Source organism: Citrobacter sp. wls619 (assembly GCF_005281345.1).
In the GTDB taxonomy this organism is placed as follows: Bacteria; Pseudomonadota; Gammaproteobacteria; order Enterobacterales; family Enterobacteriaceae; genus Citrobacter.
This window is the reverse complement of sequence record NZ_SZXJ01000078.1, coordinates 38,691-53,850: the sequence shown is the minus strand read 5'-3', so window position 1 is coordinate 53,850 and position 15,160 is coordinate 38,691. Positions and strand designations below refer to the sequence as shown.

At 52.2% G+C, this 15,160-nt stretch carries 15 protein-coding genes; 7 read left to right on the top strand and 8 right to left on the bottom strand.

Going from position 1 to position 15,160, the window contains the following annotated elements; translation table 11 throughout:
- Window positions 1-6: 6 nt before the first annotated feature.
- From FDX19_RS14935 to FDX19_RS14920, 4 genes are read right to left on the bottom strand one after another with little or no spacing between them, the layout of a single operon-like run.
- Window positions 7-684, bottom strand: coding sequence for an ABC transporter permease subunit (locus tag FDX19_RS14935; RefSeq protein WP_137383311.1), 678 nt, complete (start codon window positions 682-684; stop codon window positions 7-9).
- Complete coding sequence (locus tag FDX19_RS14930) at window positions 674-1,459, bottom strand: amino acid ABC transporter permease (protein WP_137383310.1); 786 nt, start codon at window positions 1,457-1,459, stop codon at window positions 674-676. Before FDX19_RS14930 ends, FDX19_RS14935 begins: the two co-directional genes overlap by 11 nt.
- A complete protein-coding gene (locus FDX19_RS14925) occupies window positions 1,459-2,277 on the bottom strand; it encodes an amino acid ABC transporter ATP-binding protein (protein WP_137383309.1) in 819 nt (272 codons plus the stop codon). The genes FDX19_RS14930 and FDX19_RS14925 overlap by 1 nt, the downstream gene beginning before the upstream one ends.
- Window position 2,278: 1 nt before the next feature.
- A complete protein-coding gene (locus FDX19_RS14920; protein WP_137383308.1) occupies window positions 2,279-3,112 on the bottom strand; it encodes an ABC transporter substrate-binding protein in 834 nt (277 codons plus the stop codon).
- Window positions 3,113-3,360: 248 nt separating this feature from the next.
- Between FDX19_RS14920 and FDX19_RS14915 the strand changes: the two genes are divergently transcribed.
- Both FDX19_RS14915 and FDX19_RS14910 read left to right on the top strand, forming a co-directional pair.
- Window positions 3,361-3,540: a hypothetical protein gene (locus FDX19_RS14915; protein WP_137383307.1), complete on the top strand. Its 180-nt coding sequence runs from the start codon at window positions 3,361-3,363 to the stop codon at window positions 3,538-3,540.
- 117 nt (window positions 3,541-3,657) lie between these two features.
- Window positions 3,658-4,551, top strand: a complete 894-nt coding sequence (locus FDX19_RS14910) for a LysR family transcriptional regulator (protein ID WP_137383306.1) — start codon at window positions 3,658-3,660, stop codon at window positions 4,549-4,551.
- A gap of 47 nt (window positions 4,552-4,598) precedes the next feature.
- On the opposite strand, the gene FDX19_RS14905 is transcribed toward FDX19_RS14910, so the two are convergent.
- Window positions 4,599-4,739, bottom strand: a complete 141-nt coding sequence (locus tag FDX19_RS14905; protein ID WP_003832695.1) for a hypothetical protein — start codon at window positions 4,737-4,739, stop codon at window positions 4,599-4,601.
- A gap of 417 nt (window positions 4,740-5,156) precedes the next feature.
- Here FDX19_RS14905 and FDX19_RS14895 point away from each other — a divergent pair, with 417 nt between their 5' ends.
- Window positions 5,157-6,638 carry an APC family permease gene (locus FDX19_RS14895; protein WP_137383305.1) on the top strand — a complete coding sequence of 494 codons (1,482 nt, stop codon included), beginning with the start codon at window positions 5,157-5,159 and terminating at the stop codon, window positions 6,636-6,638.
- A 77-nt stretch (window positions 6,639-6,715) separates the two neighbouring features.
- On the opposite strand, the gene FDX19_RS14890 is transcribed toward FDX19_RS14895, so the two are convergent.
- Window positions 6,716-7,417: a cache domain-containing protein gene (locus tag FDX19_RS14890; protein ID WP_137383304.1), complete on the bottom strand. Its 702-nt coding sequence runs from the start codon at window positions 7,415-7,417 to the stop codon at window positions 6,716-6,718.
- A gap of 24 nt (window positions 7,418-7,441) precedes the next feature.
- Complete coding sequence (locus FDX19_RS14885) at window positions 7,442-8,167, bottom strand: FadR/GntR family transcriptional regulator (RefSeq protein WP_040233767.1); 726 nt, start codon at window positions 8,165-8,167, stop codon at window positions 7,442-7,444.
- Between the two features lie 304 nt (window positions 8,168-8,471).
- On the opposite strand from FDX19_RS14885, the gene FDX19_RS14880 reads away from it, so the two are divergent.
- The 4 genes from FDX19_RS14880 (at window position 8,472) to FDX19_RS14865 (ending at window position 13,578) form a co-directional block, all read left to right on the top strand.
- Window positions 8,472-9,899, top strand: a complete 1,428-nt coding sequence (locus FDX19_RS14880; RefSeq protein WP_137383303.1) for an aminobutyraldehyde dehydrogenase — start codon at window positions 8,472-8,474, stop codon at window positions 9,897-9,899.
- A gap of 11 nt (window positions 9,900-9,910) precedes the next feature.
- Complete coding sequence (locus tag FDX19_RS14875; RefSeq protein ID WP_137383302.1) at window positions 9,911-10,384, top strand: ester cyclase; 474 nt, start codon at window positions 9,911-9,913, stop codon at window positions 10,382-10,384.
- Between the two features lie 89 nt (window positions 10,385-10,473).
- Entirely contained in the window at window positions 10,474-12,366 is a 1,893-nt protein-coding gene (locus FDX19_RS14870; protein WP_137383301.1) for an FAD/NAD(P)-binding protein, read from the top strand.
- Between the two features lie 3 nt (window positions 12,367-12,369).
- Entirely contained in the window at window positions 12,370-13,578 is a 1,209-nt protein-coding gene (locus tag FDX19_RS14865; protein ID WP_137383300.1) for a cytochrome c, read from the top strand.
- Between the two features lie 98 nt (window positions 13,579-13,676).
- Here the strand turns inward: FDX19_RS14865 and FDX19_RS14860 are convergent, their stop codons facing one another.
- On the bottom strand, window positions 13,677-15,155 hold the full coding sequence (locus FDX19_RS14860) for a PLP-dependent aminotransferase family protein (RefSeq protein ID WP_137383299.1): 1,479 nt from the start codon (window positions 15,153-15,155) through the stop codon (window positions 13,677-13,679).
- Window positions 15,156-15,160: the final 5 nt, after the last annotated feature.

The following is a 15,160-nucleotide window of genomic DNA, read 5'->3' as shown; positions in this document are numbered from 1 at the left end:
GTGGTGCTATTTCAACGCGAACCGACGCTGAGTGATCTTCTCCAGGCTAAAGCACAGCAGGTAATAGACCAGTCCGGTAAAGACAAAAATGGCCGCCGGGTAAATTTGTACCCGGCTGTTAACCTGACCCGCCACCGTCGTGAGCTCAGGCACGTTGACGATAAACGCCAGCGACGTATCCTTGAGTAGCCCGATAAAAATCCCCGTTAGCGAGGGGAGTACGTTGCGCAGAACCTGCGGCAACAGAATGAACCCGAGCGCCTGGAGTGGGCTAAATCCCTGAACGACTGCCGCATCATACTGACCGCCTGGCAGCGCAGTCATGCCGGCGTACACGGAATGCATCACTGAGGCGGCGGTAAACCAGGCCAATGCCAGCGTGACGGTTATCGCTCCTGGTAAATCACTGCCTGTGAGCATGGGCAACAGATACCACATCCAGAAAATCACGAAGATTAACGGAATACCACGAATAAACTCTGCCCAGATAAACAGCCCCTTGCGTATCGCTCCAGGAAAACGCCAGGCGCAGCAGGCGAGTGCGATCCCGGCCGGAAGAGCCAGTGCTGCTGCGCCAATCGCCATCAACAGCGTGAGCAGAACGCCCCCCGGTTGACCCTCTGCGACCCGCCCCCACAGGAGGTAGTCCAGATTGTCGGTAATAACCGAAATATTAGCGATCATGCTGTAGGCTCCTGAAACGAAAAATGCGTGTTTTACGCGCCAACGGTTTACCTGCTGCAGGTACAGGGCCAAGACGGGTTAACAACATCCCCAGCACAATACCGGTCAACAGGTAGAGTGCCGTGCCGACGGCAAAGGCTTCCAGCGCATGGGCGTTATAGCTTTCTATTTGCCGCACCTGGTACGTCAGTTCGGCAAAGCCAATGCCGCTGGCTAATGAAGACAGCTTCATCAGATTAAGATATTGCCCCACGATTGGCTGCCAGGCATTTGCCAGCCCCTGAGGGAACAGGATGTGACGGAAAGTCGCCCATGACGAAAACCCCTGTGCGATGGCTGCCTCGCGCTGCCCGCCAGACACAGCCTGTAAACCGGAGGCGACCTCTTCGACCAGAAAGGCCGAGGTAAAGACACCCAGCCCCCATGCGGAGCAGAGAAACTCCGGCGTTAACCACCAGACATCCCCCGGCAGAATGGACCAGGCGTGTTCCGCATTAATGAAGGTAATCACGTCGCGAGGAAGGAGATTCCATGCAGCGAAGTACCAGAACATCAGTTGAACGAGTAAAGGCGTATTGCGAAAAACTGAGACCCACACGCTGACCACGGTGGCCGCAAAGCGGTGTCCTGTCAGGCGCAGGCTGAGCAGAAAGATGGCAAATACCGTGGCCAGTACCACGCCGGCTAGCGTGACCCAAAGCGTGGTCAGAAAACCGGAGATTATCCATTGCAGAGGTTGCCCGCTCAGCACCCCCTGCCAGTCCATTGCATGCATTATAACGATGACTCCTGGTGTAACGGGTCGAGCACTTTTTTCAGAAAACGTTGCGTCCTGGGGTGCTGAGGGCGAGTGAAAAATGTCTCAGGAGGCGCGACTTCGAGAATATCGCCGCCATCAATAAACACCACGCGGTCGGCAATTTCCCGGGCGAAATGCATTTCATGGGTCACGACAATCATGGTGATGCCGCTATGGGCCAGACTCTTCATGACCTGCAACACTTCGCCGATCATTTCTGGATCCAGCGCGGAGGTGGGTTCATCGAACAGGATGATTTGCGGCGAGGAGGCCAGTGCACGGGCGATGGCAACACGTTGTTGCTGTCCGCCGGAAAGTTGGGCGGCGTACGCATCGGCTTTCTCGGCCAATCCTACCTGTTCCAGCAGTGCAAGTGCCCGTTGCTCAGCATCCGCTTTTTTCCAACCGTGAACATATTCCAGCGCCAGCGTGATGTTCTGCTGTGCCGTCAGGTGGGTGTAGAGATTGAATTGCTGGAACACAAAGCCAATTCGGCTACGAAGCTGACGCAATGCGGGGCCGCGCAGCTGACCGATGGGTTTGTCATCAATAAAAATATCGCCGCCGCTCAGTGACTCCAGTTGGTTGATCAGGCGAATAAGCGTCGACTTTCCTGAGCCAGAAGGTCCGAGAATGGTGACGACTTCGCCCGGTTCAACCGACAGGCTGACGCCGTTAAGCACGGTATGATTGTCATAGTGTTTTATGACATTACGCAGTTCAACACGCGCCTGGCGCAGATGCGTAAAATCCGCAGCCGAAGCTGCGGGACGATTAAAAAGGCCTGAGAGCATATTACTTCGCTTCTATTTTGAAGGCGCGGGGCTGCGGGTTTTTGGTTTGCGGACCAAACCAGACATCATAAATTTTGGCTGCCTGCCCGGTAGACTCGAGCTTTAATAACTCGTCGTTCACGGCCTTCAACAGCGCAGGTTCGCCTTTTTTTACACCCACGCCAATCTCTTCTTTGCTCAACAGGTCGGGCAAAATTTTGAAATCTGCTTTATCAGGCGCACCGCCCAACAACCCGGCCAGAATGGTGCTGTCCTGGGTGATCGCCTGGACATTACCATTCCGCAGTGCGGTTAATGCCAGCGGAATATCGTCATAGGCCAGCACACGTGATTGTGGAAAACGCTGATGCAATGCCTGCTCACCTGTCGTCCCTTTCACCGCGCCGATACGCGCCTTGCTGTAGTCATCAAGCTTATCCGGGGATTTTGCCGGAACGAGGAATTGCTGCCCGGTAACGAAGTAAGGGGCGGAGAAATCGATAACCTGTGCACGCTCAGGTGTAATAGTGATATCCGCTACGATTAAATCGGCCTTACCGGATTGCAATAACGGAATACGGTTAGCCGGGTTGGTGGCGACCAGTTCCAGTTTAACGCCAAGTGATTTAGCCAGCGCTTCAGCGAAATCAACGTCGTAGCCGACAATCTTATGCGTTTTTGCATCAATGGAGCCGAACGGTGGATTGGCGTCAAAGGTGGCGATTTTTACCACACCTGCGGCTTTGATATCGGCCAGTTGATCGGCCTGCGCGTTTGACGCGGCAATGCCTGACGCCAGCAGGACACTGAGTGCCAGCCATGTTTTTTTTGTGCTGTGAATTTTCGTTGCCATCATTTTCTTTGAATCCCTGTTGTTTTGGTTTGTGCTTTTTACGCTCCCATAACTTGCGGCGGTGACCAAATAAGAAAAAATTCTTATCTATATACAAAATGATATTAGTGAAAGGGGTGTTAATTACGGGTGAAAATAATGAAAAACTGAAATGCAAAATAGTGCACAACGTTGGCAAAAATTCGCATTTCATTTTTTACGCATTCTGCGTTGGAATACGTTGTGTCCAACAGACAGAGGCGGCGGAGAAGATGAACGGAGTTAAATTTCTTTGGTTGCGTATCAAGAATCGACATCCACAGACGTCACAACATAGTGCGGAACGAAATCTTCAGCGTGTTGTGGAGTCTGTTCTTCCTGTCGCCAGCCTGTATGGGGTGGATATCGCCAACATTGATCCGGAGTGGTTCCGTGATAAAACAACACGCTGAACTTCGCCTGACGCGCGAAATGTACTGGAATGAAGTGTGCAAAATAAGCAGAAATACTACTGAATCCCCATTCTGACCTGTAACATACGACAAAACAGGTCTGGATTGGGAACAAGCATGCTGCGTGATAATTTTAACGATCTTTATTATCTCATTGTCGTCGCCCGTGAACGCAGTTTTACCCGCGCCGCAGCGAAGCTAGGGGTCTCGCAGTCAGCATTAAGCCATGCCATTCGCGGGCTTGAGGAGCGACTGGATGTCAGGCTGCTGACCCGTACCACGCGAAGCGTCGCGCCAACCGAAGCCGGTGAACGGCTTATCAACAGTATCAGTCCGCGTTTCGATGACATTGAAACGGAGCTACTGGCATTAACCGATAGTCGCCAGCGTGTGGCGGGTAATATCCGTCTGACGCTCGGGGAACATGCGTTGCAATCGACCGTCTGGCCTGCACTACAGCCGTTTTTGCAGGCATATCCTGATGTAAATGTGGAAATGACCATCGACAATAGCCTGACGGATATCGTGACGGGACGCTATGATGCCGGTATCAGGCTCGGTGAGCAGGTGGCCAAAGATATGGTTGCTGTCAGGATCGGTCCCGACTGGCGCATGGTCGTGGTAGGGTCACCCGCCTATTTTGCCTGCCATGGCAAACCGCAAACCCCCCACGATCTACAGACGCATAACTGCATCAATATGCGCATGCCGACCCTCGGCGGGCTGTATGCCTGGGAGTTTGCCAAAAATGGGCAGGATCTCCGGGTGCGGGTAGAAGGGCAGCTTATTTTTAACAATCTTCCACCGCGTATCAGTGCGGCAATTTCGGGCATGGGCCTGGCATTTGTACCGGAAGATACCGTCGAACAGGCGGTAGCAGAAGGGGCGCTGGAAAAAGTGCTGGAAGACTGGTGTGAACCTTTTCCCGGTTATTATCTGTACTATCCCAGCCGTAGACAACATACCGCGGCCTTTGCACAGTTGATTGAAGCGTTACGTTATACGGCGTGAAGCGCAGGCTGACTAGAAAAAAAACCGGCATTGCGCCGGTTCAGAAATTAGATTTTGCAGGCATCGCCGCAGTCGTTATCAGCAATAATTTCCTGCGCTTTTTTGTCCGCATCTTCCAGACGTTCAGCATTACGCTCTTGCGCTTCTTCCAGCCCATCAAAGACCAGATTATCGAGATCAATTTCCATCATTCACCTGCCAGGTTCAGCGTTTAACATCATTCCATTATATTGCAAAAATGTTGCTGAACAGCAGCGATTATTGCTACTAAGCACGTTCTTATACCAGGTCAGCGTATTTTTCCGGCAGCGTATCCCACAGATGGCGGTTCGCTTCCAGCAGCAGACGGTGCTGCTCAACGGCGTGCGCGTTTTCCCGTGCCCCGCGCGACATCAGCGTCCAGGCCTCCAACGCTGAAAACCTCTCGTCATTCACTCGTTATGTTAATTGAATGTTATTAAATCGAGTCGAACCCTTGTTTATTCAGGAACGTGATGTGCGATTTGTTTTAACAAATATGCGACAAAATCACTATACATATAACTTAATATCTTTTATACATTAATTGTTCAACCCTGCGACTATTCCACAAAAGAGAAAGCAATATGGAACAGACACCTGATAAGAAAAACGATAATTTTCAAAAAGATGGCAAAGAACAGTTCAACCGCTCGATCGGGCTTATTTCAAATTTTGCGTTGGGTTTTACCTACCTGTCGCCGCTCACCGCCGTTTATTCGCTGTTCGCGTTGGCAGTGACGCTGGCGGGACCACCCGCTGTGTGGTGGATATTGATCGTCGCGTGCGGGCAGTTGTTAGTCGCCCTGGTGTTTGGTGAGGTTGCGTCTCAATATCCGATCACCGGGGGACTGTATCCCTGGGCGAGAAGGTTGTGGGGGAAGAAATATGCGTGGATCGCCGCCTGGATCTACCTGTGGGCGCTGGTGGTGACGATTACCTCGATCGCGGAATACACATCAACATTTGTGGAATCACTCTTTCATTATGGCCAGACACCCGCCACCATGCTGGTGACCTCCGTCTTGCTGCTGCTCTTGATGATGGCCGTCAATATGTCCGGGACCAGGAATCTGGCCAGGGTCGCCAAAATTGGTTTCTGGTGTGAAATCGTCAGCGTGATTGCGCTGGGTATTTACCTGCTGATTTTCCACCGCTCACAGCCTTTCTCCGTCATCTTTGATTCGATGGGGGTACTGGCGCATGACGGAAGTTATTCCACCGCCTTTATGTCCGCCGCGCTGATGGGCCTGTTCATGTTCTTTGGCTTCGAGGCGTGCGGTAACGTGGCAGAGGAAGTGCAAAATCCAAGCAAAAAAATCCCGGTAGCCATGATTTTAAGTATCGTGTTTGGCGCGATCTCCGCCATTATCTCCGTCATGGGCTATCTGCTGGCGTCACCGAACCTGGTGAGTATCGTGAATGGTAAAACCGCCGATCCGATCCCGGCAATCCTCAATGAAGCGCTGGGGGAAACCGGGGCGACGGTCTTTATCATCGTCGCGATTATCGCGATGCTGTCGTGCATTCTGTCTCTGCAAGCGGCATTAAGTCGTCTTATCTTTTCTTTCTCTCGTGACAGAATGCTGCCGGGCAGTGAGTGGATGGCCAAAATTTCTAAAAATGGTGTCCCGGATAATGCCATGGTCGTCAGCTGTGTGTTGCCGGTTATCATTTGTGTCTGGGTCTATTTCCAGCCAGATAACTTATCGCGTATCACCGCATTTGCAGTTATCGGTATTTATATTTCATTCCAGATGGTGGTACTGGCCGCGCTGCGTCAACGCCTGAAAGGCTGGAAACCCGCCGGAGAGTGGACGATTGGCGGTTGGGGCGTGATTGTCAACGTGCTGGCACTAGCTTACGGCCTGTGTGGGATCTGGTTACTGGCACAGCCTGCTGACAGCAGTGATTTCATCGACCGTTGGACAGTCCTGTTTGGTCTGGCGATTGTGGTCGGTTCAGGATTGATCTACATGTTCCTTACCCGACCGTTTGGCCGCTCGGCTGCACCGGAAAACGATGCTATTGCCTACGCCACGAAGCTCAATATGGGGCAGGATAACTAAAACTAAGGGCCTTCGGGCCCTTAGTTTCGAACGTTTTGCGCGCCGGATATGACGCTGGCATCTTTATCAGGTAACGCTCAGCCTTTCTGGTAGTGATAAAGGATAAAGTAGTCGCTTTGATACACCACCGTGCTGTGCGCCGGTGACAATAATTCACCGACGCGAAAGCGCGGCCAACTGGAAAAGATGATCCGGTTTTCCAGATTGGTCAGAATGACATAATCAGGGTGAGGGCAGGAGAGCAGTTCGGCTTCTATCTGACTGACCAGCAGATCGACGGCGGCCACGCCGAGGAACTGATCATGATAGTAAACCGGCACCGCTGAGGTCAGGGTATAGGAGATGTTACAGATATAGTCGACATACGGGCCATGAATATACGCTTCACCTGCCGGAGGCGAATGCTTAAACCACTCAAAGGTTCTGAAATCCAGCCGCTGTTGCGTCGCCTGATCCAAATCCAGATGTGCCTGACTCAATCCATTATCTTTCTTATACCACCATTCCAGCAGCCAATATTCTTTGGTGGTTGCTGTACTCGCAATATGGCTGGCGAAACCTGCGCCTGAACAGTAGTGATTGTTGTTCAGTGTGCTCTTGATGTGTTGCTGAACCGTTGATCTGACAGCGGGGTCGAGGACAACTTCGGCTGAAGCTTTTTGCACACCGGCAATGGCCTCGTGAATGCTCCTCGCCAGCGCAACGGTAGACTCTACGGTAGAGGCGGTAATATCATCAATTTTACGGATTAATGCGCTTAAGGTTGTCGAAGAGCTCATGGTCTGTCCTGCCTTCACTGATTGTCAGTTCGAGTTATATTTCAGCTTTTTTTCAATAAGGTAATAGGTAAACGTGTCGATGATCTGCGTGGCGTACTGGACTGACCCGGTCTCGTTATGGGCGGCGAGCGCGTCGGCCAGCGCCGAATAAAGCGCAATAATTTCTGCATGAATATTGTCAGCGCGATAGAGTATTGCCACCAGTGATGCCCACTCGGCCTGGACCTGAAGCTCCTGGTTGGCCAGCCGTGCCGAATGAGAGCTGGCTGCAATTGCCAGCAAACAACGCATATCGGCCTGAGTCATCAGTTCCGGTGAGTCGGCTTTCCTCAGCACGTCTACAAACTCGCGAAATTTGGCAATATCCGCCGCGGTCATGCGTCTGGAGGCTAACCTGGCGCTGTGGCTGATAATGGCGCAATGCATTTCGCCTAAATCCGAAAGGTAATCGGTACTGATCGATTTAAACGGATGCAGGGCGCTATTTTTGCCATCAATATTCTCGCAAACGAAGCTCCCGCCATTACGGCCACGAACCGTATGGATAAGATTATTAGCCCGAAGCGTGTTGAGCGCTTCTCTGATAGTGATATGTGAGACACCCATCATCTTTGCCAAATCGGTTTCATTGGGCAACTGTTCTTTTGGCTCCAGCAACCCGGTAATAATGGCGTTTGAAAGGCGCTGCACTATCTGGTCTGAACGACTGACCTGCCCGATAGGCGCAAATATGACCGCATGAGTAATCATAATCTTTTCTGCACTCAATTCCCTGAAACAACGACCATTTTTAACACATGCCCGCGGGGCACGAAAGGTCAGAATGGCCGCGTTATTTTACCTGCCCACGCGCAACATCGCTGCACAGGCGGATGTGTGTCCCGATAGCGTCAAAACGCGCTGCGCGCTGACGATGAAAAACCTTACCCTGAAAATGTAAAATTTAAGTTAAAAGTGCGAGGCTTATCATAGTGTCAATGTTGCGCATTTGAAAAATTTTTACAATATATATATTACATAAGCTTCTTTATGTATTAATTGGCGGGAGACAGGCATGAGAACCCTGAAGCATTTTATAAACGGGCAATATGTAGCGGGTAACACAGAAGACACGTTTGAGCTGGTGAGTCCGGTTGACGGTGAAACGTACGCGTTATCGCCTAATGCCGGTGCGACTGAGGTGGCGCTTGCCTACTCGGCGGCCGAGGCGGCATTTAACATGTGGAAAAAATCGACACCTGCCCAGCGGCAAAAAGCACTGCTGCAACTGGCGGATGAGATAGAAAAAAATGTTGAACGACTGGTCAACGCGCAAAGCCAGGAAACCGGTCAATTGCGTCATTTTATCGAAAAAGAAGAGATAGCAGCGTCGTGCGATGCGATTCGTTTTTTTGCCGGTGCAGCGCGTTGTCTGGAAGGGAAGGCCGCCGGAGAATATTCCGCCGGGTTCACCTCAACGATTCGTCGTGAGCCGTTGGGCATAGTGGGACAAGTCACACCGTGGAACTACCCGTTTATGATGGCGGTATGGAAGATTGCACCGGCGCTTGCCGCTGGCAATACGGTGGTTTTAAAACCAAGCGATACTACCCCGGTAAGTACGCTGCTCCTGGCTGAACTGGCGGCACCTTTATTTCCGCGAGGGGCGTTTAACGTCGTGTTGGGCAAGGCCAGTACTGGCTCACTGGTGGTTTCTAACCCGACGGCTTCATTGGTGTCGATTACCGGTTCGGTACGCGCGGGTCTGCAGGTTGCGGCATCAGCCGCAGCTAACCTGACAAAGGCCCATCTTGAACTGGGTGGCAAAGCGCCCGCCGTCGTATTCGCTGATGCCGATATGGACAAGGCGATTACTGCCATCACTACCGCAGGATTTTTCAATGGCGGACAGGATTGTACTGCCGCCACGCGCATCCTGGTGGAAGATTCTGTCTATGCGACGTTCCTGGAAAAACTGATCCAAAAAACGAAAAGTATCAAGTTTGGTCCTCCGCAGGATCAGGATGCGTTATATGGCGCGTTGAATAGCAAAAATCAGCTTGAGCAGGTGAAGGGGTTTATTGAGCGTTTACCTGCACATGCGAAAATTGAAACCGGTGGTCGTGCGGGGCCTGGGCCGGGTTTCTACTTTGAGCCGACGATAATTTCCGGCCTGCATCAACACGATGAAGCCATTCAACACGAAGTGTTTGGTCCGGTAATGACCATTCAGTCGTTTTCTGGTGATGAAGATGCGTTGCACAAGGCGAACGATGTGGAATATGGCCTGGCCGCGAGCGTCTGGACCTGCAATCACCGTCGCGCGCAGCGTTTCAGCATTGATCTCGATTTCGGCACCGTATGGATTAACAGTCATATTCCGCTGTGCGCCGAAATGCCGCACGGTGGATTCAAAAAATCCGGCTACGGAAAAGATCTCTCCTCTTATTCGCTCGATGAGTATACCCGGGTGAAACATATCATGTGTGATATTTCCGAATAACAGGTAATGCGATGAAAACATTAAAAATAGCCGTACTTTCATTGGTGATGTTCTCAGGGTTCAGCCTGGCAGAAAGCTCACCGCTGAACACGGTAAAAGCGTATATGGCAGCATGGAATGCGCATAATGCGCCGCTGGCAGCGCAGTACCTGGCGGACGATGCCGTTTATTACGATGCCGCCGCAGGGGAGCCGGTAACCGGCCGGGAAAAAGCTGAAAAAGACGTGATCGGTGCATTTATTAAGGCGGTTCCGGATCTGACCTGGAAAATGGTCGGTAAACCTGTCGCTGATGAAGATACCGTGGCATTTCGTTGGGAATTCTCGGGTAAAAATAGCGGCGAATGGGCGGGAAGCCCGCCGACAAATAATCCGATCAAATTTGAAGGTGTCAGCTATATTCATGTTAAGGCAGGAAAAATCACCTGGCAGGGTGATTATTATGACGCTAAAAAACTGGATGAAGAGCTAAAGCCAGTGAAGTAGTCGGCGGTATCCTCCTTGTATCTGCGAGGGGGAACCTCTCATTTGTAGTGTTTTTTAGGACAATGTGTCAGTGGCAAAAGGACAAAGTAATGGCAATTACCCGACGTGATTTTCTCAACGGCGTGGCGGTGACTATCGCTGCGGGACTGACCCCTCTGGATCTGGTCAGAGCGGCTGGAAAGGGGCACGAATTTATTGATGGAAGTTATTATCCGCCGGCGTTAACGGGGCTACGCGGTAACCATCCGGGTTCGTTTGAAATGGCTCATGCGTTAGGCCGTGAACATAAACACTTTGATTTAAGCGCTCTGCCCGTAGAGGAAGAGTACGATCTGGTGATTGTGGGCGGCGGTATCAGCGGACTGGCCGCAGGTTGTTTCTGGCATGAACTGGCCGGAAAAAACAGCAAGGTGCTGATCCTCGATAACCATGATGATTTTGGTGGTCACGCCAAACGCAACGAATTCTCCTCAGCAGGCAAAAAACTGATCGGATATGGCGGGAGTGAAGCCTTTCAGTCACCCGCGCATAATTTCAGCCCCGAAGTGAATAAGCTAATGGAAACCGTCGGCGTAAGCGTCACGCGGTTGAAAAAGAGTTTTGACGTTAATTTCTACCCCGACTGGCAGCTTAGTCGCGGCGTCTTCTTCGATAAAAAGAATTTTGGTGAGACGAAAATAGTCAGCGGCGATCCGGGGCGTGCGGTATCCGATGATATTCCGCCAGATCGGCTCAATGGCCGTAATATCGAAGACTTTATCAACGACTTCCCCTTGAGTGAGGAAGATCGTAAAGCGCTGATCGATCTGCACGTGCGTCCGGTTGATTATCTTCCAGGGATGACGGTTGATGAGAAAACGGAATGGCTGGATACCCACAGCTATAGTGAGTTTCTTTCCACCAGGGTTGGCTTAAGCAAAATGGCGCTGCTCTATTTTCAGCAGCGTTCCAATGATTTCTTTGCCATCGGTATTGAAGGCATATCCGGTAGTGATGCTCGTGCGTGCGCATTGCCGGGAATGGAAGCGTTAGGGCTGCCGCCGCTGGACGGTGAATCGCTGGCCGACCTCGAAGAACCCTATGTCTATCATTTCCCGGATGGCAATGCGGGTCTGGCACGGTTGCTGGTCAGACACATGGTGCCGGACGCGCTGCCGGGCAATACCATGGAAGATTCTGTCCTCGCCAGACTGCATTATGAAAAGCTCGACCTGCCGGAAAACGCCACGCGTTTGCGCCTGAACAGCACGGTGATAAATGCGGCGAACGTGGAGGGGGGCGTTGCCGTCACGTATCTTTGCGACGGCAAACTGCATCGCGTGCGCGGTAAGAACGCCATTATGGCGGGCTATAACATGATGATCCCGTATCTGGTACCGGAAACGCCGGAGCAGCAGCAGGCCGATCTCAAACTGAACGTGAAGGCGCCGCTGGTGTACACCAATGTGGTGGTCAAAAACTGGCAAGCGTTTAAGCAACTGGGTGTGCATGAGTTTTATTCACCGGCCGCGCCTTACAGCCGAATCAAGCTCGACTATCCGGTCAGTATCGGCGGATATCAACACCCGGCCTCGCCGGACGAGCCCATGGTGATTCATATGGTCTATGTGCCCACGTATCCTGGCAGTAATCTGTCCGCGAGGGAGCAGTTCCGTTTGGGGCGTGCTTATCTGCTGGGGACCACGTTTGCCGCACATGAAGAGATGATCCGTTCTCAGTTGCAGGAAATGTTTGGCTCAACCGGTTTTGACAACCAACGGGATATTGCGGCCATTACCGTTAACCGTTGGGCGCATGGTTATGCGTATTACGCTAATTCACTGTTCGACGATATGGAAAAAATGCCGGAGATTATTGAGCGGGCGCGTAAACCTATCGGACGTATTGCCATCGCTAACTCTGATGCTGACTGGAGCGCTTATGCTCATGCTGCTATCGATCAGGCATGGCGCGCGGTCAATGAACTCAAGGATATGGGGTGATCTATGCGTAATGTAACCGTTCTAATCGCCTGCCTGTTTACTGCTTCTGTCTCTGCCGCTGAATCTAACGGTGAGTACATCGCGAGGATCTCCGACTGCGTGGCATGCCATACCGCGGAAGGCGGAGCGGCGATGGCAGGAGGCAAGAAGTTCCCCACGCCGGTTGGTGATATCTATTCGACGAATATTACCCCGGATAAGACTCACGGTATCGGCAACTATTCTTACGACGATTTTGAGAAAGCCGTGCGTCAGGGGATTGCCAAAGACGGTCATCCGCTGTACCCGGCGATGCCTTATCCTTCTTACTCGAAACTGTCCGACGCAGATGTTCAGGCGCTGTATAGCTACTTCATGCATGATGTTAAGCCGTCAGCAGAGCCCAATAAAGAGAACGCAATTCCCTGGCTTGTCTCGGCCCGCTGGCCGCTGCATATCTGGAATTGGTTGTTTACCGATGCGCCGACTGCCGCTGTTGAAGACAACAAAACGGATGATGCGGCAGCGCGGGTAAAACGGGGTGCTTATCTGGTGGAAGGTCCGGGTCACTGCGGGTCATGCCATACCCCGAGAGGGATGGCGATGAACGAAAAAGCCTATACCAATGCCGATGCTGAGTACCTGAGCGGGGCGATGATCGACGGCTGGTATGCGCCATCGCTACGGGGAACCGGGATGTCTGAGCAGGCGTTAACGTCATTGCTGCTGACGGGGAAAAGCAAACATGCTGCAGTATCGGGATCGATGTCTGAAGTCGTCAGCCAGAGCACTCAGTATTTGACGCACGAAGATGCCACGGCGATTGCACAATATCTGTTGAGCCTGAAAAGTGCGAAGACGGAACCGGCACGTACAGTAGCTGTCACGGCCTCCTGGTCGAATTCGCCTGAAGCGGGTAAAGTGACTTACAACCGCTACTGCTCGACCTGTCATGGTCTGGAAGGGAAAGGAACCGATGATAATGCACCTTCGCTCATTCACAACCCGTTAGTGATGGTAGACGACCCAACGCCGTTGTTCAGGGTGATTGCCCACGGCGCAGAAACACCGACGACACGCGGGAATGTCTCCTTTAAGATGCCAGCCTATAGTGGGTTGCTCAGCGACAGCGAAATGCGCGACGTGATCAATTACGTGCGTAAAAGCTGGGGTGAGGGTAATGGTGAGATAAGCCAGGAAGATCTGTCCGGGATTAAAAAAGCCTCACATTAATCTGTGCGATGATACCGGATGGCGCTGCGCTTATCCGGCCTACAAAAATGCGTAATTCGTAGGCCGGATAAGGTGCTTGCACCGCCATCCGGCAGTGCTTACTCGGTGTTTATCCTGATAATACCCGCCAGTCGGGTAAACGCCGCAGCCATCTCATGTTCTTCAATACTGGCAAAGCCCAGCAGCAGACCGCTGCGTTTTTCATCTTTCACGTAGTACCGCGAAAGTGGGCGAACCAGAAGACCTTGTGCGTTGGCCTGTTGGGCAATGGCGCTATCATCAGTACCCGCAGGTAGCTGTAAAATCAGATGTAGTCCGGCGTTGCTGCTGTAAGGTCCCAGATAATCCTCACCAAGCTGGCTGATGATGAGCTCTACCAACGTATGGCGTCGGCGGCTATATAACTGGCGCATTTTACGGATGTGCGCCGCATAGTAACCCTCACGAATAAACTCAGCCAGCGCCGCCTGAATCAGGAGATGCCCACCACGATAGAGATCGTTATGAACCTTCATCAGTGGGGCGGCAAGCGGTTTGGGTATCACAACGTACCCGAGCCGCAGTGCCGGATAGAGGGTCTTGCTGAAAGTGCCGATATAGATAACCGGAGCATCTTCTTCCAGTCCCTGCAATGACGGGATGGGTTGGCCGGAAAAACGAAACTCGCTGTCGTAGTCATCTTCCACAATCCAGCTATGCGTTTCACGTGCCTGATAGAGTAGCTGTCGCCGTCGACCAAGGCTCATTACCGGGCCAAGCGGATATTGATGTGACGGTGTCACAAAAATGAGTTTCGGCGCCGGTTCGACGCAAGCAGGCGGAACCATGCCTTGCTCATCCACCGGGATGGCAGAAAAGTTGACAGCATTGATGCGCAGAATGTTTTTTATTCCCCAGTAACCGGGTTCTTCAATCCACGTATTATCGCCAGGATTACACAACGAGCGGGTTACCAGATCTAACGCCTGGTGAATGCCTTCGGTAATCAATATTTGATCGGGCGTACAGCGTACGCCGCGGGCGGTGCGCAGATAGTCCGCCAGCGCTTCTTTCAGTTCAATCAAACCACCAGTGGCATCGTAGGTGAGAAACTCCGGGCGTAGCCGCCTTGCCAACCGATCCTGAATTTTTTTCAGTGTGCGATGCGGGAAAGAATGCACATCCGGCACACCAGGAATAAAAGCCCCCCACTGGCGGGGACTGGCGCTGGCATGCCCTAGCAGTTCAAGGCTACGGGCGGACAAACTGGTGTGATCTTCATGTGTCGCAGGTGAAACCAGTTGTTTATTAGGGGCCTGGCCGAGATTGTCCAGCACGCTGTCGGTCACAAACGTGCCGCTGCTGGTGCGCGCGGAGATATAGCCTTCGGCCTGCAACTGCTCGTAAACCCGCAGGACAGTATTCCGTGATAACGCCAGCTCACTCGCCAGATCGCGTGAAGGGGGCATGCGGGTAGCGGGTTTCAGGTTCCCCTCAAGGATGCAGCTACAGATGGCGGCATACAGGCGACGATGCAGCTTCTCGTCAGTCTGCTGGCTAAATGCATGCTTGATCACATCTCCGGCAAGTGAACGCATTTGGA